This window comes from Staphylococcus sp. GDY8P119P, from assembly GCF_017892075.1.
Lineage (GTDB): Bacteria > Bacillota > Bacilli > Staphylococcales > Staphylococcaceae > Staphylococcus > Staphylococcus ureilyticus.
Genome location: NZ_JAESKJ010000001.1, coordinates 25,109 through 51,349 on the forward strand (window position 1 = coordinate 25,109; position 26,241 = coordinate 51,349).

General features: G+C 33.9%; 22 protein-coding genes. 12 read left to right on the forward strand and 10 right to left on the reverse strand.

Annotated elements, in window-relative coordinates; all coding sequences use genetic code 11:
- Positions 1-309: 309 nt before the first annotated feature.
- Both KA830_RS00135 and KA830_RS00140 read left to right on the forward strand, forming a co-directional pair.
- Positions 310-1,299: a Gfo/Idh/MocA family protein gene (locus KA830_RS00135; RefSeq protein WP_204179914.1), complete on the forward strand. Its 990-nt coding sequence runs from the start codon at positions 310-312 to the stop codon at positions 1,297-1,299.
- Positions 1,300-1,524: 225 nt separating this feature from the next.
- Positions 1,525-2,745 carry a putative glycoside hydrolase gene (locus KA830_RS00140; protein WP_204179915.1) on the forward strand — a complete coding sequence of 407 codons (1,221 nt, stop codon included), beginning with the start codon at positions 1,525-1,527 and terminating at the stop codon, positions 2,743-2,745.
- 103 nt (positions 2,746-2,848) lie between these two features.
- On the opposite strand, the gene larC is transcribed toward KA830_RS00140, so the two are convergent.
- Genes larC through KA830_RS00170 form a run of 6 tightly spaced genes read right to left on the reverse strand, consistent with a single transcriptional unit; the run spans position 2,849 to position 9,259 of the window.
- On the reverse strand, positions 2,849-4,024 hold the full coding sequence (gene larC / locus KA830_RS00145) for a nickel pincer cofactor biosynthesis protein LarC (protein WP_204179916.1): 1,176 nt from the start codon (positions 4,022-4,024) through the stop codon (positions 2,849-2,851).
- Positions 4,025-4,041: 17 nt separating this feature from the next.
- On the reverse strand, positions 4,042-4,800 hold the full coding sequence (gene larB, locus KA830_RS00150) for a nickel pincer cofactor biosynthesis protein LarB (protein ID WP_046206603.1): 759 nt from the start codon (positions 4,798-4,800) through the stop codon (positions 4,042-4,044).
- Positions 4,801-4,832: 32 nt separating this feature from the next.
- A complete protein-coding gene (gene larE / locus KA830_RS00155) occupies positions 4,833-5,642 on the reverse strand; it encodes an ATP-dependent sacrificial sulfur transferase LarE (RefSeq protein WP_204180004.1) in 810 nt (269 codons plus the stop codon).
- A gap of 42 nt (positions 5,643-5,684) precedes the next feature.
- Positions 5,685-6,947 (reverse strand): nickel-dependent lactate racemase, encoded by a 1,263-nt coding sequence (larA, locus tag KA830_RS00160; RefSeq protein ID WP_046206604.1) that lies wholly within the window; start codon positions 6,945-6,947, stop codon positions 5,685-5,687.
- Complete coding sequence (locus KA830_RS00165) at positions 6,944-8,107, reverse strand: 2-keto-3-deoxygluconate permease (protein WP_070658059.1); 1,164 nt, start codon at positions 8,105-8,107, stop codon at positions 6,944-6,946. The genes larA and KA830_RS00165 overlap by 4 nt, the downstream gene beginning before the upstream one ends.
- 21 nt (positions 8,108-8,128) lie before the next feature.
- Entirely contained in the window at positions 8,129-9,259 is a 1,131-nt protein-coding gene (locus KA830_RS00170) for a glycerate kinase (RefSeq protein WP_204179918.1), read from the reverse strand.
- A gap of 139 nt (positions 9,260-9,398) precedes the next feature.
- Here KA830_RS00170 and KA830_RS00175 point away from each other — a divergent pair, with 139 nt between their 5' ends.
- From KA830_RS00175 to KA830_RS00190, 4 genes are all read left to right on the forward strand, one after another.
- Positions 9,399-10,478: a CdaR family transcriptional regulator gene (locus KA830_RS00175; RefSeq protein WP_204179919.1), complete on the forward strand. Its 1,080-nt coding sequence runs from the start codon at positions 9,399-9,401 to the stop codon at positions 10,476-10,478.
- A gap of 396 nt (positions 10,479-10,874) precedes the next feature.
- Positions 10,875-13,511, forward strand: a complete 2,637-nt coding sequence (ppdK, locus tag KA830_RS00180) for a pyruvate, phosphate dikinase (RefSeq protein WP_210134044.1) — start codon at positions 10,875-10,877, stop codon at positions 13,509-13,511.
- The gene (locus KA830_RS00185) at positions 13,501-14,316 is read left to right on the forward strand and encodes a pyruvate, water dikinase regulatory protein (RefSeq protein ID WP_046206608.1); all 816 of its coding nucleotides are present in this window, start codon (positions 13,501-13,503) and stop codon (positions 14,314-14,316) included. Before ppdK ends, KA830_RS00185 begins: the two co-directional genes overlap by 11 nt.
- A 122-nt stretch (positions 14,317-14,438) precedes the next feature.
- Entirely contained in the window at positions 14,439-14,852 is a 414-nt protein-coding gene (locus tag KA830_RS00190; RefSeq protein ID WP_046206609.1) for a VOC family protein, read from the forward strand.
- A gap of 287 nt (positions 14,853-15,139) precedes the next feature.
- Here KA830_RS00190 and KA830_RS00195 read toward each other — a convergent pair whose 3' ends face one another.
- The 4 genes from KA830_RS00195 to KA830_RS00210 form a co-directional block, all read right to left on the reverse strand.
- The gene (locus KA830_RS00195) at positions 15,140-15,649 is read right to left on the reverse strand and encodes a DUF3278 domain-containing protein (protein ID WP_204179921.1); all 510 of its coding nucleotides are present in this window, start codon (positions 15,647-15,649) and stop codon (positions 15,140-15,142) included.
- A gap of 13 nt (positions 15,650-15,662) precedes the next feature.
- Positions 15,663-16,166: a hypothetical protein gene (locus KA830_RS00200; RefSeq protein ID WP_070658050.1), complete on the reverse strand. Its 504-nt coding sequence runs from the start codon at positions 16,164-16,166 to the stop codon at positions 15,663-15,665.
- A complete protein-coding gene (locus tag KA830_RS00205) occupies positions 16,150-16,359 on the reverse strand; it encodes a helix-turn-helix transcriptional regulator (RefSeq protein WP_204172009.1) in 210 nt (69 codons plus the stop codon). The genes KA830_RS00200 and KA830_RS00205 overlap by 17 nt, the downstream gene beginning before the upstream one ends.
- A gap of 355 nt (positions 16,360-16,714) precedes the next feature.
- Positions 16,715-17,263 (reverse strand): helix-turn-helix domain-containing protein, encoded by a 549-nt coding sequence (locus KA830_RS00210; RefSeq protein WP_204179922.1) that lies wholly within the window; start codon positions 17,261-17,263, stop codon positions 16,715-16,717.
- A gap of 85 nt (positions 17,264-17,348) precedes the next feature.
- On the opposite strand from KA830_RS00210, the gene KA830_RS00215 reads away from it, so the two are divergent.
- The 6 genes from KA830_RS00215 to KA830_RS00240 all read left to right on the forward strand — a co-directional run bounded on the left by KA830_RS00215 (position 17,349) and on the right by KA830_RS00240 (position 26,216).
- Positions 17,349-18,533, forward strand: a complete 1,185-nt coding sequence (locus KA830_RS00215; protein ID WP_070658046.1) for a CynX/NimT family MFS transporter — start codon at positions 17,349-17,351, stop codon at positions 18,531-18,533.
- 158 nt (positions 18,534-18,691) lie between these two features.
- Complete coding sequence (cls, locus tag KA830_RS00220; RefSeq protein ID WP_070037132.1) at positions 18,692-20,176, forward strand: cardiolipin synthase; 1,485 nt, start codon at positions 18,692-18,694, stop codon at positions 20,174-20,176.
- Between the two features lie 241 nt (positions 20,177-20,417).
- Entirely contained in the window at positions 20,418-21,803 is a 1,386-nt protein-coding gene (gene gabR / locus KA830_RS00225; protein WP_204179923.1) for a MocR-like transcriptional regulator GabR, read from the forward strand.
- 107 nt (positions 21,804-21,910) lie between these two features.
- Positions 21,911-23,233, forward strand: coding sequence for a 4-aminobutyrate--2-oxoglutarate transaminase (gabT, locus tag KA830_RS00230; protein ID WP_073344600.1), 1,323 nt, complete (start codon positions 21,911-21,913; stop codon positions 23,231-23,233).
- 74 nt (positions 23,234-23,307) lie between these two features.
- Positions 23,308-24,687, forward strand: a complete 1,380-nt coding sequence (locus KA830_RS00235) for an NAD-dependent succinate-semialdehyde dehydrogenase (protein ID WP_070658041.1) — start codon at positions 23,308-23,310, stop codon at positions 24,685-24,687.
- A gap of 143 nt (positions 24,688-24,830) precedes the next feature.
- Entirely contained in the window at positions 24,831-26,216 is a 1,386-nt protein-coding gene (locus KA830_RS00240) for an APC family permease (protein WP_064209163.1), read from the forward strand.
- The last annotated feature ends 25 nt before the right edge of the window (positions 26,217-26,241 follow it).

The following is a 26,241-nucleotide window of genomic DNA, read 5'->3' on the forward strand; positions in this document are numbered from 1 at the left end:
GGACACATTAGCTGAAAGCAATGTAGCAGTACATGACTTATATACGAGCAGTTATTTCTTGGGAAATAGCACAAAAAAGGATTAAAGAGTTGTTAGCTAAACATATAAAATTGTCGTGAAATATTCAAATGTAATGATAGAAAAGATGATGAAATGAACAAATAAACTGTGACGTATTATGTTTTATAAGGTTGGACAGGTAAATGCCACAGCCATTAATATCGTTATAGATGATTTAATTTTATGATTCAAAAATTGTAGATATTTCATTATAGACAATAAATTTTTATGATAAAAAAGGGGAAATTTATGAATATAGGTATAGTCGGAGCCGGAAAAATTGTAAAAGAAGCATTGCCAGTGATGTCAGAGATACCAGGAATTCATATACAAAGCATAGTGACTACTGGACGTAATCCTGAGAATGTAGCTCAATTGCAAAAGCAATTTGATATTAAACAAGTCTTTGAAAATTTTCAAGCGTTTATAGAAGATGAAAAGATAGACACTGTTTATTTGGCTGTTCCCAATCATCTTCATTTTGATTACGCACGTAAAGCTATAGCAAAAAATAAGCATGTGATTTGTGAAAAACCTTTTACATTAACCACAGAGGAGCTTACCATACTTAAAGATTTAGCAGAGCAAGAAAAGGTGATTATTATTGAAGCGATTACCAATTTGTATTTAAGTAATTATGATGTACTTAAGCAAAGTATACCAGAAATTGGAAATTGCAAAATTGCTCAGTTCAACTATTCACAGTATTCCTCAAGATTTGATGATTTTAAAAATGACATTATTCAACCCGCATTTGATCCGAGTAAGGGTGGCGGTGCATTAATGGATATTAATGTTTACAATGTTCATTTAGCAGTAGGCTTATTTGGTAAACCTAATAAAGTGACATACTTTGCAAATATTGAAAAAAATATCGATACTTCTGGTATCTTACAATTAGAATATGAAGAGATGAAAGTAGTTTGTATTGGGGCTAAAGATTCTAGTTCTGATAATCAATCTTATATTCAAGGAGATAAAGCAACAATCAATCTTAAAGGTCCTACAAATGAGTTAAATGCATTCGAATTAAAATATCACACTGGTGGTACACAGTATTATCAGGTGAACGCACACAAGCATCGAATGTACGAAGAATTTGTGAAAATTGAAAAAGTAATTCGGGAACAAAACATTATATTTGCAACAAGACAATTAGAGCATAGTATTCATGTACTAGATGTGTTAGAGCAAGCATTAGCGAGTGCCAATTTAAGTATTGGGCCTTCAATTATGTAAAAGTTGAGCACAGCTGAATTGATAATATTAAAAATAATAGCTTAAAAGACAGAAATAAGTCGTCAATCCTGTAATTGATAACTATTTCTGTCTTTTTTTATAAATAAAAGTTCGGAATTTACGTTGTTTAAAATATTAAAATGATATAATATGTGTAGTGTAATACTTATTTGTGATTTAAATGTTTTTGTCTTTGAATTGATTAAGGGAGAGGGAGATAATTCAATGAAGGTATGGAGATTTATAGTGATAGTAATTGTGACTGTATTAATGATGTCAGCTTGTAACAGTGGTTCTAACAATGAGAAAGAAACAAATGAAGGTAAAGAAAGTTCAAACAAATCAAAAAAGCATACATATAGTGATATTGATTATCCAAAAGATGGTGTGAAAGGTATCTATGTAACACCGGATTCAGCAAAAGGGGAAAATTTTGAAGAACTTATACAATTTATAAATGAAACTGAATTAAATGCCATGGTAATTGACGTTAAAGATGATGAAGGAAATATAACGATGGACTTTAAAAGTGACAATAAATTGATTAGCAGCAATACAGTGAATCGTGTTGACGTAAAAAAAGTCATAAAAGCAATGGAAAAAAACAATATTTATCCAATTGCACGTATTGTTACATTTAAAGATTCTAGATTGTCTGAAGAAAAACCTGATTGGTCATTTAAAACGTCTGATGGTAATGTTTGGGAAAGTGAAGGCGGGGATAGTTTTTTAAATCCTTTTAATGATAAAGTATGGAAATATAATATTGCAGTTGCAAAAGAAGCGGCTAAAGCAGGATTTAAAGAAGTTCAATTTGACTATGTTCGATTTCCTGAAGGATTTGAAAACAAAGATAAATCACTACAATATTCAAATGGAAAGTATAAAAATAGTGATTTAAACCATGTTGAGCAACGTGTAGATACGATTACTAATTTTTTGAAAACTGCACGTAAAGATTTAAAATCATATGATGTTCAAACATCTGCGGATGTTTTTGGTTACGCAGCTACGGTTAAAGAAACACCAGGTATTGGGCAAAGCTTCCCTAAAATCGCCAAAAATGTAGATGTCATTTCATCGATGATTTATCCTTCTCATTGGAGCCCAGGAGATTTTGGATTAGAAGCGCCAGATACAGAACCATATAAAACAGTGGATCGTTATCTTGATAAAGAAAAAGAAGCACTGCAAGGTATCGACCCTAAAAAGGTAAAATCTCGTCCATGGCTTCAAGATTTTACAGCCTCTTATTTAGGAGAAGGGCAGTATAAATCCTATGATAAAGCGGAAGTAACTGCACAAGTACAAGCGTTAAAAGATCATAATATTCATGAATTTTTATTATGGGATGCTTCTGCTGACTATACGAAAGGCGCCGATTACAATCCATCAAAATATACCAATCCGGATGCTCAAAAGTCAGAAAACGCTAAAAGTAATTAAACATATTAACTACTAAGATGAAGTAAGCCTATAACTGAAATTCTATAAATTTCAGTTATAGGCTTATTCTATTAGTACTTATGTGGCATAAGGTTTAAGAAATTCAGTCAAATTGTATATGTTTTTGAATCTCTTGATTAATATGATTGTATACATGTAAGAATGGTTTATTTGCTTGAATTGCAGCGTTTCTCACATCTTCAAATTCTGGTTTTGCCTTAATTATTTTTCCATTTAACATGGCTGTTTTTACTAAAATCGCTCCATAATTTGTATGAATTGTTTCGAATTGTCTATGGAGTACTTTACGATTAACCGTGTAACTTCTAATTCCTAATGTAGATGTATTTTTTAAAACATAGTCTTCGAAAAATTGTGCATTTTCTAATTTACAAATGATTGTGATTTGAGTGGCTGGTCTGCTTTTTTTCATGGTGATAGGTGTGAAGTATGCATCTAATGCACCATCTTCTAAAACTTGTTCAAGAAAGTAACTTAACATCTCAGCAGACATGTCATCTATCTGACTTTCTATTACTTGGACTTGTGTTGGTGTATTGTCTTTAGTTTTAAATTGAATTGCTCTTAAAATGTTTGGAAAATCAAAGTCTTTGGTGCCACTTCCATAACCAATTTCTTCTATTGTGACAGAAGGTAAAGGACCAATTTTAGATGCTAATGCTTTAATAAAAGCTGCTCCGGTTGGCGTCGTTAATTCGCTATTAATATCAAAAGAAGCAAGCGGTATACCTTTTAAAATTTCTGCCGTTGCTGGTGCAGGCACAGGATATAATCCATGAGCGATATTTATTTTACCTCCACCTGTTGGAATTGGGGAAGCGTGTAACTCATCAATTTTCAAATTTTCTAAAGCAAGGCAACCGCCGATAATATCGATAATGGAATCCATAGCGCCTACTTCATGAAAATGTACTTCTTCAACGGACATCCCATGAATTTTAGCTTCTGCGTGAGCAATCGTATCAAAGACTTTTTGGCTTCGTACTTTAACTCTTGCGGGTAAATCACTATCCTGTATCATTTTTGTAATATCAGAAGCTGTTCTATGGTGTGTTGTTTCGCTAAAATCAATATCTAGTTGTTTGGCTTGAATACCTTGCTTGGTTTGATTAGAAAAGTGCAATTTAAAATCATTAAGTGGCAACTTTTGTAAATGAGATTCAATGTAAGCTATATTTGCACCTAAGTCTACTAGAGAAGATAGCAACATGTCACCTGCAATACCCGCATGGCAATCTAAATATATTGTATTCGTCATATCATTCACTCCATCCCTTAATGTTGTTCCAACATATTGACAATCATAGCAGCGTTATAACCACCGCCAAAGCCATTATCAATATTAAGTACACTAGAACCAGGTGCACATGAATTGATCATTGATAATAATGTAGTGATACCATCTAGATTTGCACCATAACCAATACTTGTTGGTACGGCATAGACAGGATGGTCAACCAAGCCAGCAACTACACTTGCTAACGCGCCTTCCATGCCAGCTATTACTACAGATACATTGCAATTGCGAATATCATCAATATGAGCGAAAAGACGGTGGATACCAGAAACTCCAACATCGTAAAATCTTTTTACTGAGATTCCCATTACTTCTGCTGTTATAGCAGCTTCTTCCGCTACAGGAAGGTCAGACGTACCTGCACAAATAATAGCAGCTTGACGTTGTGTCTTGGTAATATGCTCTAAAGATGTACAAACGATTTGTGCTGTTGCATGATGTACCAATTGAGGATATGTTTCACAAATAAAATGGGCTTTTTCATTATTAACACGAGTAATTAAAATTGTTTCTTCGTGTAATATTAATGAGTGAATGATTTTCACTAGTTGTTGCTCAGTTTTACCTTCGCCAAATATTACTTCTGGGAATCCTTGTCGCTTTCTACGATGTAGGTCGATTTTTGCAAAACCTAATTCATCATATTGACTTAATTCTGATTTAGCCTCAGATATTGATAATTGATCTGATTTTACTGCTTGCAATAATGATTCGATGGAATCATATTTATCTGTCATAGTTAAACCACCTTTATACTATAGCGTTAAAATTAAGATTGTATGACCTCATTCATACTACCAGTGCGATAGCCTTCTAAATCAATTGTGACATAGTCAAAGCCAAGCTCTTTAAGTCGTAGTGAAATTTGGTCTTTATGTTGAATTATCGTAACAATATCTGTTTCATCAACTTCGATACGTGCTATGTTGTCGTGATAACGTACTCTCACGTTATTAATATCTAAATCTAAAATGAATTTTTCAGCTTCATTAACTTTATTAACTTTGTGGAAACTAAGTGGTTCACCATAAGGGATACGAGAAGCTAAGCTACAAAGTGCAGGCTTATCCCAAACCGGTAAGCCATTTGATTTGCTTAGTTCTCGTACTTCATCTTTATAAAGTTCAACTTCTTGTAAAACGCTTCTCACCCCGTATTCAGATCTCGCTTTAAGACCTGGTCGGAAATCTGAAATATCGTCCATAATCATGCCGTCTAACACATAATTGAATCCAAATGTTTTTCTTAACGCTTCTAGTTTTGCGTATAATAAACATTTGCTGTAATACCAACTGTCGGGTGTGTTTTTTATGATGTGTGGGTCTTTTAATTCTGCTATTTCCGTCTCTACGATATCTGCATTTAACGTGTTTCCAAGTTCTATAGCCTGATTAAATTCTTCGTTTCTAAATAATTCTGATTTAACTATCACTGCTTTTACATTATTGGTACCTAATACATCAATTGCTTTTTTCAGAACTAAGCTACTATCGACACCGCCTGAAAAAGCAATAACTACTGTCTCCATTTCTTTTAAAAGCATTTCAAGTTTAAATTCTTTATTCTGTAATTTAGTCATCATTTAAATTTCCTCCTTAAATATTTTTGGACGTATTGAAAATTATGATTCTACATACGGTATGGTAAGTGGGCCGAGTGGCATAACGCCAATAGTCATGTCTTTCCCATATTGTCGTTCTAAAGTTTTTAATGTTGCTTCAATATTTGAAACAGGATGTAACATAGCATCTTTTGCTTGTTGATCAGTTAATTTGGAATATAAATACACATTGGCAAAAGTTTGAATCACAGCTTGTTTTTGAACTTGCCACTGATCTAGCATGGCGAAGTTTGGATCATTAATCATTTTGACAAGTGCTTCTGGGGTGTCTGCCATTTTCAGTATTTCTGCATAATTACCATGATTTGGAAAACCATCGCTGCATTCAGATAACATGATAATACTGCCGCCTTCTTTAACCACTTTATGAGCAGCACTCATTCCTTTAACTGTTTGATATAAATTTTGGTCAAGTGGATAACCAGAATTAGATGCGATAACGACGTCAAAGCGATGGTCACATTTGAACATAGCGTGTTTTTTTGCATAAGCACATCCCAAATCATGTGCTTTATACAGTTCTCCAGCAAAGACTTCTGTAATTTCTTTTTCTTTGTTCAATGTTACATTGAGCATAAAGTCAGGTTTGCACATGGCATTAATTTCTCGAGTCATATCTTGTACTGGATTGTCTGTCATATTCCCCCAAGTAGAACGAATATCACCGATCATTTTGGCATTGTGAAATGTCATAATCGTTTCTATACCTGCAATACCAGGCATGATTCCTTTTGGTCCTCCTGAAAATCCAGCAAAGAAATGTGGTTCTATAAAGCCAGTTACAATTTTGAAATCAGAATCTACATAATCTTTGTTTAAATAAACATCACAGCCGTATTTACTATGGCCAACTTTTTTTAAAGTTTGCTTATCATTACAATGATTATGTACAATTCTAATATTGTTTACGATATCTTCACCTAACATTTGTATCAATTCATCTTTAGTTTGATCTCGATGTGTACCAGTACCATTAATGATAACAATATTTTCTAAAGGTACATGTGCAAGGCATTCTATAATAAGAGGTACAAGTATATGATTGGGTGTAGGGCGCGTGATATCACTAATAACGATTGAAACAGTCTGATTGGATTTTACTAAATCTTCCAGCGGATCCGAATTTATAGGATTCTTTAATGCATCACGTATGGCTTGTTTATCATTTTCGAGTGCAGGTATAGGTGTTGGCTCTATTAAGACGCAGTTTTCAGGTAATTCTATATTAAGGTTTGACTTTCCATATAATATTTCTGTATTCAAGGTCGATCTTCCTCCTTATATGAAGCGCTTTCATAAAAATGTGATTTTATTTCCGCATTAGAATGTGTTTGGGTCGATTGAGTAACATATTCCTTTGTTCCATATATTCCTTTACTTTTTTGATACCTATCAATCAATATGACTGCTATTGGACATAATATTGCTGTAGTAATAGCCGAAATTGAAATTTGTGCTGTGGCGATAGGTGCTACTTTCTCAATCATAGCATACTCACTTTGACTCAGATTACCATTTGCGAGCGCCGTAGAAGCAGCAGCAACTACTGCAGCAGGTGTAGATACTGCGTTACCTGCTGTAGATGATTCAGAAATTGGTGCAATTACACTCTTTTCTTTAAATATTTTAAAGGCAATGATACCAGTAAATGCGGTACAAATAAAGGTTAATACTGCTAACGTTAAGCCTCCTGATAATACGGAAAAATTAAAGAATTCAGCTAAATTCATACCAGCACCTAAAGAAAAGGCGAAAAAGGGGATGAGTATGGTTTCGCCTGGACGTAAAAACTCTGATATTTTAGGGTCAAGATTGCCTAATATCATGCCTATACTTAAAGGTAAAAGCACAGAAATAAATGAAATGATTGGAAAGCTTGTACCAATAAATCCCAATGAAATCAAAGTTAACAATGGTCCGTCATTAATAGCAAGTATGGACAGGCCACCAACATCTGAACGATTCCCATAAGTACTTGTTAAAGCAGCATACATGCCACTATTACTATTTGTCATTGCTGCGATGACAGCTATTGTAGACAAACCGAATAGTCCACTCCAAGGATCAAATAATGAGCCTAATAGGAGTCCTACTGCTAACCCAGAAAAATATTTCGTTGTTGTTAATAGCATACCTTTTTTTAAGGCCTTACCGCCAATTTTTAAATTCATTTGACTTCCTACACAAAATATAAAAAGTGCAATTAAGACAAGAGCACTATCTTTGAATAGTTCTTGTGAAAAACCCCCAATTTGAAGCATTTCGTAATATCCTTGTTCAGTTTTAGGTGCGCCCAGTGACTTAAGTAGGTTCATTATAGGAGTTAAATGTAATTGGTCAACGGTGTTTATTGTAGCGCCTAAAAGCAACGGGACTACCATCAATCCTCCAGGAATTTTTTCTATTGTATCTTTAATTCTCATAACTAACATCCCCTTAATATGTTATTGGTTATGGAAAAATGTTTTTACAATATTCTTGGTTGTTTGTTTTATCAATTTTTCCGACTTTGAAAATGTTTCTTCTAATGACATAGGTCCATTACTTAAACTAAATGCGCTGAGTATACCACTGTCTTTTAAGTCTTTTTCATCTACTTCTACTGTTCCTCCTATAAAAATAACTGGTACATTATACTTTTTAGCACATTTTGCAATGCCAATTGGTGCTTTACCATAAAAAGATTGCTGATCGATTTTTCCTTCTCCAGTAAGGATTAAGTCTGCTTGCTTTAAGTATTTCTCAAATTGTATATATTCCATAACTACCTGGATACCTTCTTTAAAGTAACTTGGAAAAAATGCTTTGAAAGCACCTCCTAAACCACCTGCTGCGCCAGCACCAGGTAAATCGTGTAGCCTTATGCCTGTAGTGTGTTCAACTAGATTAGCCCAATGAGTGAGGTTATCATCGAGTTGATGCATATTTTGTGCAGATGCACCTTTTTGTTTCCCAAAAATAAATGATGCGCCATTAGGTCCTACTAATGGATTTTGAACATCAGTCGCTATAATAAAATTACAATAAGCGATTCGAGGATCAAAATTCGATAAGTCAATTTGAGCTAAATTTTGTAGTTCTCCACCTCCAAAATGTATTGAATGATTTTGGTTATTCTTTAAATCTGCTCCTAAAGCTTGCAACATACCTGCGCCAGCGTCATTTGTAGCTGAACCACCAATCGCCAGGATGAAATTTTGATATCCGTGATTCAAAGCATGTAAAATTAATTCGCCTGTACCATACGTTGTCGTATATAAAGGGTTTAATTCGTCTTGATTTAAATGCTTTAATCCTGAAGCTTCTGCCATTTCAATGACACAAGTATGATTATCTAAAATACCGTATTGAGCTGTTACTTTGTCACCAAGTGGTCCGGTTACACTGACTGTAGTAAACGAACCATTTGTTGCATTTATTAATGCTTCCATTGTTCCTTCGCCACCATCACCGATGGGTAAATCATGAATGGTAGATTCAGGGAAAACTTCTAATATAGAATCTTTCATATACTTGGTTACTTCGCTTGCCTTCATACTTCCTTTAAATGAATCAGGTGCTAATATGATTTCCATTGTGAATTTCTCCTTTTTAAGAAAGCGCTTTCTAAAATGTATTGTTCTAAGTTTAACGATTTTACTATTTTGGAAAAAGGGTTAAACTATACAAAAATAATATTTTAAATTTGTATATAAATAACAAGTGGTGAGATAAATGGATATATTGACTGAAGAAATGGCAACGTTAATCGTTAATGAAACAGCTAAAAGAACCAAAACTAACATTAATATTATGAATTTTAATGGAGTAATTATTGCGTCTTTCGATAAAAGACGTATCGGTACGCTACACGAAGGTGCTATAGAAGTGTTGAAACAAGAAAAAACCGTGGTAATTAACCAGAAAGACAGTTTACATCTTAAAGGTACACAGGCAGGTATTAACTTACCTATTATTTTTCAAGATAATATAGTAGGTGTTATCGGTATTACAGGTAATCCTAGTCAAATTACACATGTAGCAGAATTAGTTAAAATGTCTACAGAATTGTTACTTTATCAGAATTATTTTACATATGAATTGGAAGGGCAAATACGGAGTCAAGAATTATTTATAGAGGAGTTGTTAAAAAGTGAATCATCAAAATCCTTTATTCAATATTTAATGAAACAACTCAATATCGATTTATTAACCTATAGAAAATGTATTATTATCGATATTGAAAAGCAGATTTTTTCTAGAAATAGCATTGTACGTTCATTAACGAGTAGGATAGACGCCAGTTCATTTACAATTGCATTTACGAATTATAACCGTATTGTTATTCTTGCTACTGCTCAGTCAGTGCAAGCTTTAGATAATAAAATCAATCATATATATCAAATATTTCAAAACTTAGAGCTTAACGTTCAAATGGCTTCAAGTCTTATGTTTAAAAGATTAAAAGATTTTAAAAATGCATATGAAGAGTGTGAGTTAGTGTTTATGTTGGCTGAAAATGAAAAGGTTGTAACCTCATTTGAAGATATAGAAGAAAAAACACTTTTATATCAAATTGATAAGAACATAAGAGAACGATTTAAAAAAAGAATATTAAGTGATGTGGGTCAACAGAGTATCGATACACTAAAAAGTTTCTTTGAAAATGATTTAAATATAACGCAAACTGCTAAAAAATTGTATATCCATAGAAATACTTTATTGTATAGGTTAGAAAAATGTGAAAAAGAAACAGGATTAAACCCAAAAAAATACTCTGATGCTGTTAAATTACAGATTGCAATATGGTGTTAGCGACGAAAGCAATAAAATCACTTCATTAGAAAGTTTAGTAAGAATAATAAAAAGGTTAGACACATAAAAAAACACTTTGAAGCAATCAAAGATCAATCATACATGTAATAGATGAGCTGCTAGCATGCAACGACATACAAATTTTAAAAATAATAGCAGTCTAAACGGATAATCATTTTAATATTTTAATTATGTCATACGATAAAAAATAAAAAGCCTTAAGCAATACGATGAACTCGTGTTGCTTAAGGCTTTTTATATGCTTTTTTTAGCTCAGTAGGTTACGAAAGTGAATGATAAAGAGCAACCGTTAAAATTTTAGTTGTTTTTTATAAAGTAATATGACATACTCTATAATAATTAGTATGACATATTAAAAATTTGAGGTGAATCAGTATGACAAAATATATTTATGCATTTGATGAAGGCAATAAAGCCATGAAAGATTTATTAGGAGGTAAGGGAGCTAATTTAGCTGAAATGAAACGGTTAGGGTTACCTGTGCCGGACGGTTTTACGCTTACTACAAAGGCGTGTATTGAGTATTTAAAGCAAGGCGCTCACCTTTCAGATGAATTAGTTGGACAATTACATGAACAATTAGAAGCATTTTCACAACGCACTCAAAAATCATTTTCTTCTAAAGAATCCTTATTATTAGTTTCTGTAAGAAGTGGCGCAAAAATTTCCATGCCAGGCATGATGGATACCATTTTAAACTTGGGGTTGAATGATTTTAATGTTAAAACATTAGCAGAAAAAACAGATGATGCACGTTTTGCATATGACTGTTACCGTAGATTATTACAAATGTTTGGCGAAGTCGTATACGGCATACCGATGACTTCATTCGATACATATTTTAATCAATATAAAGCACAACACAATTACCAAAATGATGCAGATATTCCAGCTGAAGGATTAGAAGAAATATGTGATCATTTTAAAAGTGTTTATTTGGAAGAAGTTTATAAACCATTCCCACAGGAGCCAATTGTACAATTAACAGAAGCAATTGAAGCAGTTTTTAAATCATGGGACAATGATCGCGCACGTGTATATCGTCAATTAAATGAAATACCACACGATATTGGCACTGCAGTTAATATTCAGGAGATGGTTTTTGGTAATAGTGGTGCACAAAGTGGGACAGGTGTTGCATTTACGCGTAATCCAGTAACTGGTGAAGCAAAATTGTTTGGTGAATATTTGTTGAATGCTCAAGGAGAAGATGTTGTCGCTGGTATTAGAACGCCAAAAGATATCAGCACATTAAAAGCACAAATGCCTCATGTTCATCAACAGTTTTTAGAAGTTTCTCAACAATTAGAAAAACACTATAAAGATATGCAAGATATTGAATTTACTATTGAAAATGAGCAACTATATGTCTTACAAACGCGCAGTGGTAAACGAACTGCTAATGCAGCCATTCATATTGCAGTAGATTTAGTCGAAGAAGGTATTATTTCTAAAAATGAAGCAGTTATGAATGTAGAAGTAAAATCAATTGAGCAATTATTACATCCTAATTTTGATGATAAAGCACTTGAGAGAGCTACAGCTGTTTCGAAAGTGGGACTTCCTGCTAGTCCGGGTGCAGCGAGTGGTGAAATCGTGTTTTCTGCTGAAACTGCAAAATTCAAAGCTGAACAGGGATATAAAGTAATATTGATGAGACCTGAAACCTCACCTGAAGATATTGAAGGTATGGTTGCAAGTGAAGCGATAGTTACCACACATGGTGGTATGACTTCCCATGCTGCAGTTGTAGCTAGAGGAATGGGTAAATGTTGTGTGACAGGATGTTCAGACGTTGAAATTAATGTTAAGGATAAAAAAGTAACATATCCTAACGGAACATTAAACGAAGGGGACATTATCTCAGTTGATGGCGCTAAAGGTGATATTTATTTAGGAGAAGTTGAAACGATTAAAGCTGAGAGAAGTAAGGCTTTTGAACAATTTATGCAATGGTCAGAAGAAATTGCAAGATTAGATGTTCGCATGAATGCAGAAACATCACAAGATATTCAAGCTGGCTACCAATTTGGTGCGAAAGGTATTGGTTTAGTTCGTACTGAGCATATGTTTTTTGGCCCTGAACGTTTGATTGAAATGAGACGTTTCATTTTATCTGATACACAAGATAAAAGAGTGAATGCTTTAAATAAAATTAAACAATATCAAAAAGAAGATTTTGAAACGATATTAAAGTTATCTGGAGCACGTCCGACGATTATCCGTTTATTAGATCCACCTTTACATGAATTTTTACCTAACTCAACAGAGGAAAAAAATAGTGTGGCAAGCCAACTCAACGTGTCTGTTGCAGAGTTAGACCATTATATAGAAAGTTTAAATGAAGTTAATCCAATGTTAGGGCATCGTGGGTGTCGCTTGGCGATTACTTACCCTGAACTTTATATTATGCAAGCAGAAGCTATTATGGAAAGTGCATTGAAACTTAAAAAGCAGGGCATTGATTGTCAACCTGAGATTATGATTCCGCTCGTATCAACTGTTTCAGAATTCACAACATTAAAGACACAAGTTGTTGAATGCATTGAAGCCTTACAATCTGAAATGGGAGTAAGTGTTCACTATATGATTGGAACGATGATTGAAACACCAAGAGCATGTCTAATCGCTGGAGATTTAGCACGAGAATGTGATTTCTTTAGTTTTGGCACAAATGATTTAACACAATTAACGTTTGGTTTCTCACGTGATGATGCTGGTAAATTTATTAGCGCTTATTCAGAGCAAGGCATATTAACAATAGACCCATTCCAAACACTTGATATAGATGGCGTTGGACAATTAATTAAGCAAGCGACAGAGCAAGCAAAAGCCACAAATCCATCGATAAAAATTGGCGTATGTGGAGAATTAGGCGGTGACCACAAATCAATTCAATACTTTAATCAACTAGATTTGGATTATGTATCATGTTCTCCATTTAGAGTGCCAGGAGCCTTATTATCAACAGCTCAAAGTGAAGTCGAAGGCGGTAGATTACGTGTTAAATGATAATGATAGAACACAGTTAACGCTATTCGTTGTATCTGATTCTATAGGTGAGACAGCACAGCGAATGATTCATGCGACCTTAACACAATTTCCAGATGTCACGCGTATAGAAATTAAAAAATTTCCTTTTATCAAAAATCAAGATGAATTACTCAATGTGCTTTCTTTGGCTAAGGCGCGTGGTGCAGTCGTTATAACGACTTTAGTTAATCCAGAATTTAACATAAAAGGTCAGGCATATGCTCAAGCGCAACAAATTCCATATGTTGATTATATGTCTGATTTAATTAGCATTATTCAAGAACATACGAATTGTTCACCCATCTTAGAAAGTGGTGCTTTGCGCAAGTTAGATGACAACTATTTTAAAAGAATTGAGGCAATGGAATATTCTGTGAAATATGATGACGGTAAACATTTTACGGATATAGGAGAAGCTGATGCTTTGATTTTAGGTGTTTCTCGAACGTCAAAGACGCCTTTAAGTATGTATTTAGCAAACAAAGGTTATAAAATCGCTAATATCCCTTTAGTTCCAGAAGTGGATATTCCAGATGAGGTCTTTAGAAATAAAAATTTAAAGGTATTTGGTTTGACTGCGAGTCCTACCTATATCTTGAATATTCGTACTGAACGTGTGAAAGTATTAGGTTTACATGGACCTACAGATTATAATAGTGTCGATAGAATTAAAGAAGAACTAATGTATGCCGAAGAAATATTTGCTAAATTAAATGCTACAGTTATTAATACGGAATTCAAATCGATTGAAGAATCAGCATTTTATATTGAAAAGTTTTTATAAAGATGAAAAATTGTAATTACGTATGTGTGTTTCAAATCTAGATATCAAACTTGAATTGTCTAAATTTATGTTAAAAGGGTATGTTTGATAATAGAAAACGATATTTAAAAAGAGGGGATACTATGTTGAAATCGACAGTACCGTATTTGTTTTTTAACGGTCAATGTAAAGACGCTTTGGCATTTTATAGTCAGGTGTTGAACGGAGAGATTAAAGATACAATGACGTACGGTGAAGCGAATGAAAGTGTTGCAGATGATCCTAATCGTATCATTCATGCCCAATTAGAAGTTGATGGTAACTTATTCATGCTGTCAGATATACCTAAAGATGATGATACAATGCTACAAGATAGAAATGTATATATTGTTTTAGAGTTTGATAGTGAAGCGGCAGTCGAAGAAGCTTATGAACAATTGAAAGATGAAGGCAATGTTCAAATGGAGCTAGATACTATGTTTTGGGGAGCGAAATATGCCAAGTTGATTGATAAATATGATATCGGCTGGGATTTAAGTTACACATATCCACAATAACTTAAACTGCAATTGGAATAGAAATATTCACGAACATGTATCTTAATCTGATTAAACATAAAAGGATGTTTATTAAGGTATAACAGTATAAAATTAAAATAAATGCATTTTCATTTTTGAAGATAGCACCTCAAGTTGCATTGCTATTTACTGCGATAACTTGAGGGCTGTACTTTCGAATGGATTTGCATTTTTTATATTAAATGGCACGTCGTACTTTATCTATTAAAATAACTAAAAATTGAAAGCAGCGTTTTTTACGCTGCTTTCAACATAAAATTAGGCCTTCATTTTTTATAAGTACGAATGATTTTGGATTTGGCTATCATATTTATGATCAATCCTGTAATCATGGCAATGATTGCAGTCATTGGGATTTGAGAACTTAAAGCTGTGATTTTAGGAAGTTCTTGGTGTGTCACAAAGGGAATAAGGTAATTATTGATGTTGAAAATTATAAACATAACAAATGCAAATAGGATACTGCCGTTACGTGCTTTTTTGATATATTTTTGGTATTCATCTTTAGAATCGACATCAAATAGATCTACTTTTTTATTGCGAAGTGCGCGCGTGAATATGATTGAATTCACCATCAATCCAATCAATGCAATGATACTAACAAATGGTATTTGTTGAAAATACATAGAGATAAAACAATCTAGTGCGGAAATTATCAATGTTCCCCAAAATATCCAGACATATAGTTTAGCATAGAGATTTAATAATACTTGCCGTTCATATTCATCAGTAAATCTATAGTTTGGAATTAAGCGAAGTGTTTTTTCATTATTCAAGATGATTGGCCTCCTATTCTATTAATTTTATGCGCGAATCTTTGTTAACTGTAAAGATGACAATCAATATAAAGGGTATATAGGTACTTATATTTAATAAATAACTAAAATTCATTGGATTTCCTGCAAGTAGTGGTGCGGTGATTGTTGCAGTCCCTAACATATAAATTAGGGCTATAACCAAGAAAATAATCCTTTTATTTCGTGTTTCTTTTAGTAGTTTATAATATGTATGTCGCTGATGTACTTCAATTTCAATAGCATCTGCACCGAGACGATTCATGCTCATTCTACAGAATAGAATAATAATTAACAGGGCACCACCAACAGTAAATGGTGATAAAAATTCTCGCTCTATATCAAGGAAAATAGATAAATAAACAAGTGCAAGTAACGTATATAAAGCAATAATTGAAATTTTTGCTAATGTTTTATCAATTTCATGTCGTTGATATTCATCAGGTGTATCAATTAAACCGGCGAAGTTTTGATATAACCATTTATCTCTTTTCTTCATCGTTATGATCCTCCCAAAATAAATCGTTTAATGTAACATTTAATGATTGTGCAATATTGATACATAAATTTAATGATGGATTGTATTTATCATTTTCAATCATATTAATCGTTTGTCGTGAAACGCCTACGGAAAGTGCAAGCGCAAGTTGAGATATTTGTTGTTGACTGCGAAAGTATTTAACTTTATTCAATTTAAATCATCACTTCTTTCTGATGTGTCAAATATATATGACATAACTTTTTTCGTCAAGATAATATAAAAAATAATAAATCTTTATATATTAAATAAAGCGCGATATATAAAATGTTTCTAAAAACAAGCGGGGTAGAAATCATTTGATAAAATTTGATTTCTACCCCGTTTGGGATTGTATGTGATAGTTCAGCGTTGAATGTGTCATACCTTGGCAACAACATCACACCGTATTCATTTGGCGTTATTTTTAAGAAGGTTAATGACCATTTTGATGATGGCTTTTATTTATTTTTTGTTTATCGCAGTGAGATTATTAAATAATGTTGAGTGCAAATTTACTACGATTGCTATTATACTTGATAATGTATTGTGGCGGTAAGTATAACAACTTCATTATTTGGGTTATAGTAACCATGAGCTACATCACTATTAAAACGAAAAGCTTGGTTACTGCTAATTGTATAAGACGTTTGTTCGACTTCAATATTTAAAGTGCCTGAGTTAACAATAATAAACTCTTCAGATTGTATATGATGTGGATCAGAAATCATTTTACCACCTGGTTGAATTTCCATTTTAAACATTTCAAAGTGCTTTCTATCATCGTAAGGAAAATATGGAAAGATTTTAACTTTATCTTCAACAATAGGAATAATGTCAGATTCATCCACGAAGTTTATATGTTCCTGTCTTGTTGAGGTCAGTTGTGACAGAGGTAAATGAAGTCCATTGGCAATCTTCCATAATGTTGTAATTGTTGGATTAGATGCGCCTTTTTCAATTTGACTTAGCATGTTTTTACTAACGCCAGTTAGGTTAGCCATTTTATCTAAACTAAGCTGATGTTTACTACGATAAGTTGCTAAATTTTTTGCAATAATATTTTGAATATGATACACGTGAATCGCTCCTATTTACATTATAACGTACATATTGTACCATATGTAATGTTGTTTAGAAAATTTATGATGTAAGGTGAGCAAAATGGAAAATTATAGAAAAGTAAAACCGTTTAATTGGCTTTTATTTATCGGTGTCTTATTAGTGGGTGCAAATCTAAGGGCGCCAATTACTTCAATCGGAGTTGCGTTGCCTGATATAAAAAATGATTTGGCGATGTCTAACAGTGCAGTTAGTGTAATTACAGTCGTCCCGTTGATTGCATTCGCAATTATTTCGCTATTTGCAGCAAAAACCAGTTATCACTTTGGATTAGAGCGTACAATTTTTGTGGCTTTATGGCTAATACTGATTGGTGTAATCGTACGTTCTATCACAGGTGTTTCGTGGTTATATATAGGTACCATTCTTATCGGTGTCGGTATAGGTTTTGGTAATGTACTTGCCCCAGCAGTGATCAAAGCGAAATTCCCATTACATATAGGTGTGATGACAGGCTATTATACTGTCGTTATGAACGTGTTTGGAGGATTATCATCATATGGAACGGCGCCAGTCGTCAAAGCATTTAATTATAATATTGCTATTAGTGCGATTGGTGTCATTACATTGATTACCATTATAATATGGGCGTTTCAATTAAAGCATAAGGAAGAAACAACGGCCTCATTACCAAAAGAGAGTGTCAATGTTTGGAAGTCGCCATTATCATGGCAAATAACGATATTGATGGGCGGACAGTCACTTATTTTTTATTCTCTAATCAATTGGCTGCCAGCATATTTATCTCAAAGTGGTATGTCTATCAGTGAAGCCGGGATGTATTTATCAATTATGCAAATCTCCATCATCCCATTAACATTTATTACACCTATATTTGCTACCAAAATGAAATCACAGTTTTTATTAACTTTTATCACTGGTTTATGTTTTGTGGTGGGTGTTTCAATAATGTTATTTTCACCACAACTTGCTTTAATTGCTACGATTTTAATTGGTGTTGCAAGTGGCTTAGCGTTTGGACTTGTTAATACATTCTTTAGTTTAAGAACAGAACATAGTCAAACGTCAGCAAAGTTATCTGGTATGGCTCAATCTGTGGGTTATCTTTTTGCAGCTATAGGTCCTTTATTATTTGGTATATTACACGATGTTACAGGTCAATGGATCGGTTCATTAAGTATTTTATTAATCACTGCACTATTAATCACATTATTCGGCTCACAAGCAGGGCGTAATCGAACAATAGAAAAAACAATAGAACAATAGACAGTATCATTCAAATATTGTACGATATTTTACAACATGCTTTGTTTTTCTATGAGTTTTAAAATTAATTGGATTTGATAAGTTGAGCTACATTAATAGTCACATAGATGACTTATGTAGTCTTCATTAAAATCTAAAAGAAACGATGAGGTGTCATTATGCAACTTATTTTTGATCCAAGTGTAAGCCCGATTTATCGAGGTATACTTGCGTTTTTCTTTGTTATTAATATAGCACTGGCCTTTATTATTGTATTCTTAGATAGAGATCGCAGAGATGCTACAGCAACTTGGGCATGGTTATTTCTACTATTTGTAGTACCTATTTTAGGCTTTATTATTTATATATTCTTTGGTCGAGCAGTACGGAAAAAACGGGAACAAGGCTTTCACCATAATCAGATAGATGACATGAAAGAACGAATGAAAACACAGTTATCAGATGCTACCAACAAGATTAATCATTCAGATAACCGATTAGTTAAAAAACATGCAGATATTGTAAATACATTGCTAACGAAAGAACCAACATTTTTAAGTTACGATAATAATGTCGACATTTATACTGATGGTCATGCGCTATTTGACCAAATGAAAGAAGATTTACGCAATGCGAAATCGTATATTCATTTAGAGTATTATGTTTTGAAATTAGATAAGTTGGGCTCTGAAATTGTCGATATTTTGCAACAAAAGGCTGAAGAAGGATTGGAAGTTAAAATACTTTATGATGCAGTAGGATCTAAAACGGTACATAAATCAAAATTCAAAAACTTCCAAGAAGCTGGTGGACAAGTAGAGGCTTTCTTCCAAGCTAAAATTCCATTAATAAATTTCAGACTAAACAATAGAAATCACCGTAAAATTTTAGTGATTGATGGTATGACTGGTTATGTGGGTGGATTTAATATTGGTGATGAATATTTAGGTTTAGATGAAAAATTTGGCTATTGGCGTGACACACATTTAAGAGTTAAAGGTGATGGCGTTGACGCGTTACAGCTCAGTTTTATCCACGATTGGAATTCTCAATCACACCGTGAACAATTGGAATATAATGATAAGTATTTCCCAGACAATGCAAATCAAGGTGGAGATGTGCCGATGCAAATTGCACTCGGTGCCCCAAGTGATAACTGGCATCAGATAGAGTTTGGCTATATGAAAATGATCATGAACGCCAAAGAATCAATTTATATGCACAGTCCGTATTTTATACCAGATAAAGGTTATATCAATGCATTGCGTATAGCTGCAAAAGCTGGGGTAGACGTGCGGTTAATTATTCCTAATAAACCAGACCATATTTTTGTATACTGGGCCACAATTACAAGTGTCGCGCAGTTGATTAGAGATGGTGTCAAAGTTTATACGTATGAAAATGGATTTATTCATTCAAAAATGATGATTATTGATGATGAAGTAGCAAGTGTAGGCTCATCAAATATGGACATACGTAGTTTTGAATTAAATTTTGAAATTAATGCATTTATGTATGATGCAAATATTGTCAAAGAACTTAAAGCAGCATTTATAGAAGATATGAAAGTATCTAAGGAATTAACAGAAGAGCGCTATGAACAGCGATCAAATTGGATTAAGTTCAAACAATCGATCGCTAAATTAGCGTCACCAATTCTATAAAATATAAAGCATATTGAAGTGGCAAGTTCTAAGACTGTATGTATTTATCAATGCAACAATCGGTCGTGGTGCCACTGGAGTTCCAATAACATATTGTAATTTTCCAACCATAAGATTGGTCTGATGAGGACGGTGACATGGAATCAAATTTACGTTTTGATTTCTATACCGTCCTCATTTTCATTATAATGAGTGATATGAGAAAACTGGAGAACAGATGATGTAAAAAAGGGGGGATTGAATGCAACGGGAAAGCGGTCAATTCATTTATCGTCAATTATATAGCCAATTAAAAGAAGATATTCTCGCATTCAAATATGAAAGTCATGAAAAGTTACCTTCCAAAAGAGATATGTCACAACATTTAAATATTAGTGTGAATAGTGTAAAAGCAGCATATGAACAGCTACTGGCTGAGGGATATATTTATACTGAAGAGCGGAAGGGTTATTTTATTGAGCCATTAGAAAAATTGATCATTGATCCAAATGCGCAAATATCTTTGAATGTTCAAGAACAGCAAATTGAAGATGCATACGATTATTCATTTTCTCATATGAGTACCGATATATCTGCGTTTCCAGTAGAGGTATGGACTAAACTCGTTAAACGTGTATTTGAAAATTATGATCATGAATTATCTTCAATACCTCAAATTAAAGGACCAATAGAGTTAAGACAATCGATTGCCAAATTAGTGTCTTATCAAAGAGGTATCCAATGTCATCCGGAACAAATTGTCATTGGATCAGGCACTAATATACTGTTAACCAAATTGATTCAATTATTACCAGATGAAATCAAGATCGCAGTGGAAAATCCAGGGTACTCAAGGTTTAGAACACTAATCCGTCAAACAACTGCACAGTTAAAACCGATTGCTTTAGACCATAAGGGGATATCTATTGAAGCAATTAAACAAGCTCAACCTGATGCTACGATAGTGACACCATCGCATCAATTTCCAATGGGAATCATCATGCCTGTGTCGCGTCGTATTGATCTTTTGAACTGGGCAAGTCAAACACAAAGTTACATCATAGAAGATGACTATGATAGTGAGTTTAAATATGAAACTGATAATATCCCCTCACTGTTTAGTTTTGATAAAAATGAACGCGTGATATACTTAGGTACATTTTCAAAAACGCTAATGCCAGGATTGCGCATGAGTTATATGATTTTGCCAATTAATTTAGTAAAACAATTTGATCACTATAATTTAAATATGATTCCTGACTTTTCAACGATTCACGCACTTACATTAAATTTAATGATCAAAGAAGGCTACTATGAAAAATATGTAAAAAAGATGCATCAAATATATGGAAAGAAACGAGAAACACTCATCACACATCTATCCAATACCTTTACAAATAATATTCGAATCAAAGATACGCGAGCAGGTTTACATTTTATTGTAGAAGTTAACACCCCCTTTTCCTACCAAGAAATTGAATCACGAGCTAAAGAAATGAAACTTGAACTTTATACACTAAATCGATTTTCTGTGAAAGCGCTTGAAAAAAATAGTTCATATAAAACACTGATTATAGGATTTTCAAAAATCAAGCAAAAGCAGATTCCTCAGGCAGTACAGAGATTAAAAGAAGTCATTTGGGAATAATCTGGTTCCATTAAATTGTCATAACTGGTACTTTACACTGTACCAATAATCCCTTAAATTTTAGAAAACTACAGGTCTTATGTAGAAGCAAAGAGGAGGGGTTATTGATGACAAATCAATTTGAAAGCTATAAGAGACAACGTGATAAGTATGTAGCACGTGGTGTTGGGAATGGTAATCTGCATGTTGCAGATCATGCACAAGGTGCTACGATCACAGATGTAGAAGGTGAACGTTTCATAGATTTTGCGGGAGCAATTGGTACATTAAACGTTGGACACACACACCCTAAGATAACCAAACATTTAAAAGAACAACTAGACAACTTTATACATCCTGGCTTCAATGTCATTATGTATAAAAGCTATCTCAACTTAGCTCAAAAATTAACAGAGATTACACCTGGTGATTTTGATAAAAAAGTGATTTTACTTAATTCAGGTGCAGAAGCTGTAGAGAATGCAGTGAAAATTGCTAGGAAACACACTGGAAGGCAATCAGTTGTTTCCTTTGTAAGAGGTTTTCATGGACGTACAAATTTAACAATGTCTATGACAAGTAAAGTAAGGCCTTATAAACTTGGATTTGGCCCATTTGCACCAGAGGTTTACCAAGCGCCATACCCTAATATTTCAGAAAAATCCGAATACTTATCTGAAGCAGCCTATATTGATCAAATGATTGATAAGTTACATGATTTTTTCATAGAGACTGTAGATCCTAGTGAAGTAGCTTGTATCGTGATGGAACCAGTCCAAGGAGAAGGCGGATTTATTATTCCGGATAAAAAATTCGTGAAAGCAGTTAAAAAAATATGTGAAGCGCATGACATTATTTTTGTAGCAGATGAAATTCAAACAGGTTTTGCACGAACAGGTAAAACATTTGCGATTGAACATTTTGATATAGAACCCGATTTAATAACTGTGTCTAAATCATTGGCTGCAGGATTTCCATTAAGCGGTGTAGTTGGAAAAGCGGAAATTATAGACAGTGCATCTCCTGGAGAACTAGGTGGCACATATGCTGGAAATCCCTTAGCTTGTGAAGCTGCTTTAAAAGTCATTGAAATCATTGAAGAAGAAGACTTAAACAATAAAGCAGAACAAATTGGAAAACAACTTGAAAGTTTCTTATATCGCAGTGCAGAACAATATTCATTTATCACAAACATTCGTAGACTTGGTGCTATGGTTGCCTGTGAAATCATCGATGATCAAACCGGTCAGCCCAATAAAGCATTGACTGGAAAAATTATTCAAACAGCGAATGCAAATGGTTTGTTATTATTATCTGCTGGTATTAAAGGTAATGTTTTACGATTCTTAACACCGCTTGTTATTACAGACGATGAATTACAACAAGGATTAGAAATATTGTCTGAAACATTTGAAAAAGTGAGTATAGCGGAAGCACATCTGGACGCTTAAAATTTTATTTTTAAATAACGGGTATAGTTAAGTCATACCTCATAACAAAAATAAATGTAAAGGAGAGAACAATAATGAGTCAATTAGAAGTTTATAATCCTTCTACCAATGAAATTATAGAACGTTTAAACTACACAAGTCATGATGAAATCCATTCACAAATTGAACGTGCACGTACAGCATTTGAAGAATGGAAATTAGTTGATGCACACGAACGTTCAGCAAAGTTATATCAATGGGGGAAACTCATTGATGAACATCAGGATGAACTTGCGAAGCTTATTACACTTGAAGGTGGAAAACCTTTAGCAGAAGCTAAAGGGGAAGTCATATATGCGAATGCTTATGTAAAATGGTATGCGGAAGAGGCTAAGAGAGTATATGGACGTACGATACCTGCAAATACGTCATCTAAGAAAATAGTGATTGATAAATTTCCGGTAGGTGTAGTAGGGGCGATAACACCTTGGAATTTCCCGGCAGCGATGATAACGCGTAAAATGGCGCCTGCATTAGCTGCTGGATGCACAATCATTTGTAAACCTGCTGTCAAAACACCTTTAACAACCATTAAACTAGTTGCACTAGCACATGAAGCCGGCATACCCAAAGATGCGATATCCTATATTATTGCGTCTGGTAAAGATGCAGGTGATATCTTCACCACACATAAACTGATTAATAAAGTGACATTTACTGGATCGACTGCTGTTGGAAAATCACTGATTGAACAGTCAGCGCAAAGTGTGAAAAATGTAACGATGGAGCTAGGTGGTTTAGCCCCTTTAATTGTGCATAAAGATGCTGATATTGAAGCAGCTGTAGAAGGTACGATTGCTTCTAAGTTTAGAAATGCAGGGCAAACATGTATCTGCGCGAATCGTATTTTTGTACATCGAGATATTGCTGATCAATACACAAACCGTTTGATTGAGAAAGTCAACGAACTTTCTGTTGGTGATGGTCTGCAAAAGGATGTAAACATAGGACCACTCATTGATAAAGCTGCAGTTGAAAAAGTGATGACACATATTACAGATGCACAAGCTAAAGGTGGGAAATTATCACGGTCAGTAGATGAAATACAAGCGTTAAAAGGAAATTTCCTAAAACCAGTGGTTATCTCTAATGTGAATTTAGATATGAAAGTAATGCATGAAGAAACTTTCGGTCCAGTTGCACCGGTTATGGTTTATGAAGATTTAGATGAAGCAATAAAAATGGCAAACGATACAGAATTTGGCTTAGCTTCTTACTTCTTCACAAATGATTATCGTACAGGATTAAAGCTTTATAATGAGTTAGAATATGGTGTTGTTGGGTGGAATGATGGTGGTCCTTCAGCTGCTCATGCACCATTTGGTGGTTTGAAAGAAAGTGGTTATGGCAGAGAAGGTGGCACTGAAGGTATAGAGCCATACTTAGAAACAAAATATTTATCCATAGGTATTTAAAGTGCCAGTTAGAAAGCACTAGTTGTAAATAAAGCAAAACGTATGAATCTAAACGAACAAGAAAGTGATGATTAGATTGAAACTAATATAGAAAATTTAAGCTCATTCACTTTTAATTCAATGAATGTTATGGGGTATGTAAAATGAAATCTCAATTTAATAAGACGATGAATATTGTTGATGTCTTATTTCTGGCAATCGGCGCAATGCTTGGATGGGGCTGGGTCGTATTATCAGGAGAATGGGTATCAACAGCTGGTTTTGTAGGAAGTGTTGTGGCATTTTTACTCGGTGGATTTTTAGTCATTGTCATCGGACTTACATATGCAGAATTAGCTGCAGCAATTCCAGAAACTGGCGGCGGTTTTGTATTTGTTAAAAAAGCTTTTTCACCAGGCGTTGCCTTTATATCAGGTTGGTCCGTATTATTTGGCTATGTTTCAGTTATTACATTTGAAGCGGTCGCATTGCCCACAGTGATCGACTATGTTATTCCATTTCAACATCAAGGATTGATGTGGAATATCGCGGGGTGGGATGTATACTTCACATGGGTGATCATTGGCTCAATTGGAAGTGTCATTTTAACTTCACTTAATTATTTTGGTGTAAAGCCTGCAGCAATCATGCAAACAGTTTTCACAATTTTTATTGTAGGCGTTGGCTTATTACTTGTATTTGGTGCAGGATTTAATGGTAATTTCAATAATTTACAGCCATTTGAAAATGGTATTGGTGGAACGATGTCTGTATTAATGATGATTCCATTTCTGTTTGTGGGCTTTGATGTCATCCCACAAATTGCAGAAGAAGTTAAAGCACCTGCGAAAAAAATTGGCGGTATTTTAATATTATCAATTATCGCTTCTGTGATTTTTTATTTGCTCATTGTATTTGGTGTAGCAACAGGTTTATCACCTAAAGCTCTAAGCAACAGTAATTTGGCGACAGCAGATGCAATGGCTAACTTATTTGGTCATAGTGGATTTGGCGTCTTGCTAGTATTAGGTGGTGTAGCTGGCATTATTACAAGTTGGAATGCTTTTATTATTGGTGGTAGTAGAATTCTGTATGCTATGGCGAAAAATCACATGATTCCTAAATGGTTTGCATTTATTCATCCTAAATATAAGACACCTACACATGGTATTTTGTTTCTTGGTATCTTAGCGTTTGTTGCACCACTTTTAGGTAGAGCAGCACTTGTATGGATTGTTAATGCTGGTGGTATTGGTGTGGTATTAGGGTATTTACTTGTAGCGATTTCTTTTATGAAGTTACGCAAAGTGCAACCTGATTTAGCTAGACCCTATCGTATAAAGAATGGAAAACTCGTTGGTACTATCGCTATTGTTTTAAGCGTTTTGTTTATAGTCATTTATTTACCAGGTATGCCATCATCGTTAGCATGGCCTTCCGAATGGCTTATCGTATTGGCTTGGTATGCAATCGCAGCAATTTTATATGTAACACAAACAAGAAAAGCTACTGCAAATGTCCCTGTAAACGCACGTGTGGATAAAGAGTAGAGTGAGATTGAAAATATATTTATCA

Excerpts from the sequence above, each read along its gene's own strand:
- KA830_RS00215 (WP_070658046.1), top strand. The coding sequence starts at position 17,349 with ATGGAAAATTATAGAAAAGTAAAACCGTTTAATTGGCTTTTATTTATC.
- ppdK (WP_210134044.1), top strand. The coding sequence starts at position 10,875 with ATGACAAAATATATTTATGCATTTGATGAAGGCAATAAAGCCATGAAA.
- KA830_RS00135 (WP_204179914.1), top strand. The coding sequence starts at position 310 with ATGAATATAGGTATAGTCGGAGCCGGAAAAATTGTAAAAGAAGCATTG.
- KA830_RS00140 (WP_204179915.1), top strand. The coding sequence starts at position 1,525 with ATGAAGGTATGGAGATTTATAGTGATAGTAATTGTGACTGTATTAATG.
- KA830_RS00170 (WP_204179918.1), bottom strand. The coding sequence starts at position 9,259 with ATGGAAATCATATTAGCACCTGATTCATTTAAAGGAAGTATGAAGGCA.
- larC (WP_204179916.1), bottom strand. The coding sequence starts at position 4,024 with ATGACGAATACAATATATTTAGATTGCCATGCGGGTATTGCAGGTGAC.
- KA830_RS00190 (WP_046206609.1), top strand. The coding sequence starts at position 14,439 with ATGTTGAAATCGACAGTACCGTATTTGTTTTTTAACGGTCAATGTAAA.
- larE (WP_204180004.1), bottom strand. The coding sequence starts at position 5,642 with ATGACTAAATTACAGAATAAAGAATTTAAACTTGAAATGCTTTTAAAA.
- KA830_RS00240 (WP_064209163.1), top strand. The coding sequence starts at position 24,831 with ATGAAATCTCAATTTAATAAGACGATGAATATTGTTGATGTCTTATTT.
- KA830_RS00165 (WP_070658059.1), bottom strand. The coding sequence starts at position 8,107 with ATGAGAATTAAAGATACAATAGAAAAAATTCCTGGAGGATTGATGGTA.
- larB (WP_046206603.1), bottom strand. The coding sequence starts at position 4,800 with ATGACAGATAAATATGATTCCATCGAATCATTATTGCAAGCAGTAAAA.
- gabR (WP_204179923.1), top strand. The coding sequence starts at position 20,418 with ATGCAACGGGAAAGCGGTCAATTCATTTATCGTCAATTATATAGCCAA.
- KA830_RS00235 (WP_070658041.1), top strand. The coding sequence starts at position 23,308 with ATGAGTCAATTAGAAGTTTATAATCCTTCTACCAATGAAATTATAGAA.
- cls (WP_070037132.1), top strand. The coding sequence starts at position 18,692 with ATGCAACTTATTTTTGATCCAAGTGTAAGCCCGATTTATCGAGGTATA.
- KA830_RS00200 (WP_070658050.1), bottom strand. The coding sequence starts at position 16,166 with ATGAAGAAAAGAGATAAATGGTTATATCAAAACTTCGCCGGTTTAATT.
- gabT (WP_073344600.1), top strand. The coding sequence starts at position 21,911 with ATGACAAATCAATTTGAAAGCTATAAGAGACAACGTGATAAGTATGTA.
- KA830_RS00175 (WP_204179919.1), top strand. The coding sequence starts at position 9,399 with ATGGATATATTGACTGAAGAAATGGCAACGTTAATCGTTAATGAAACA.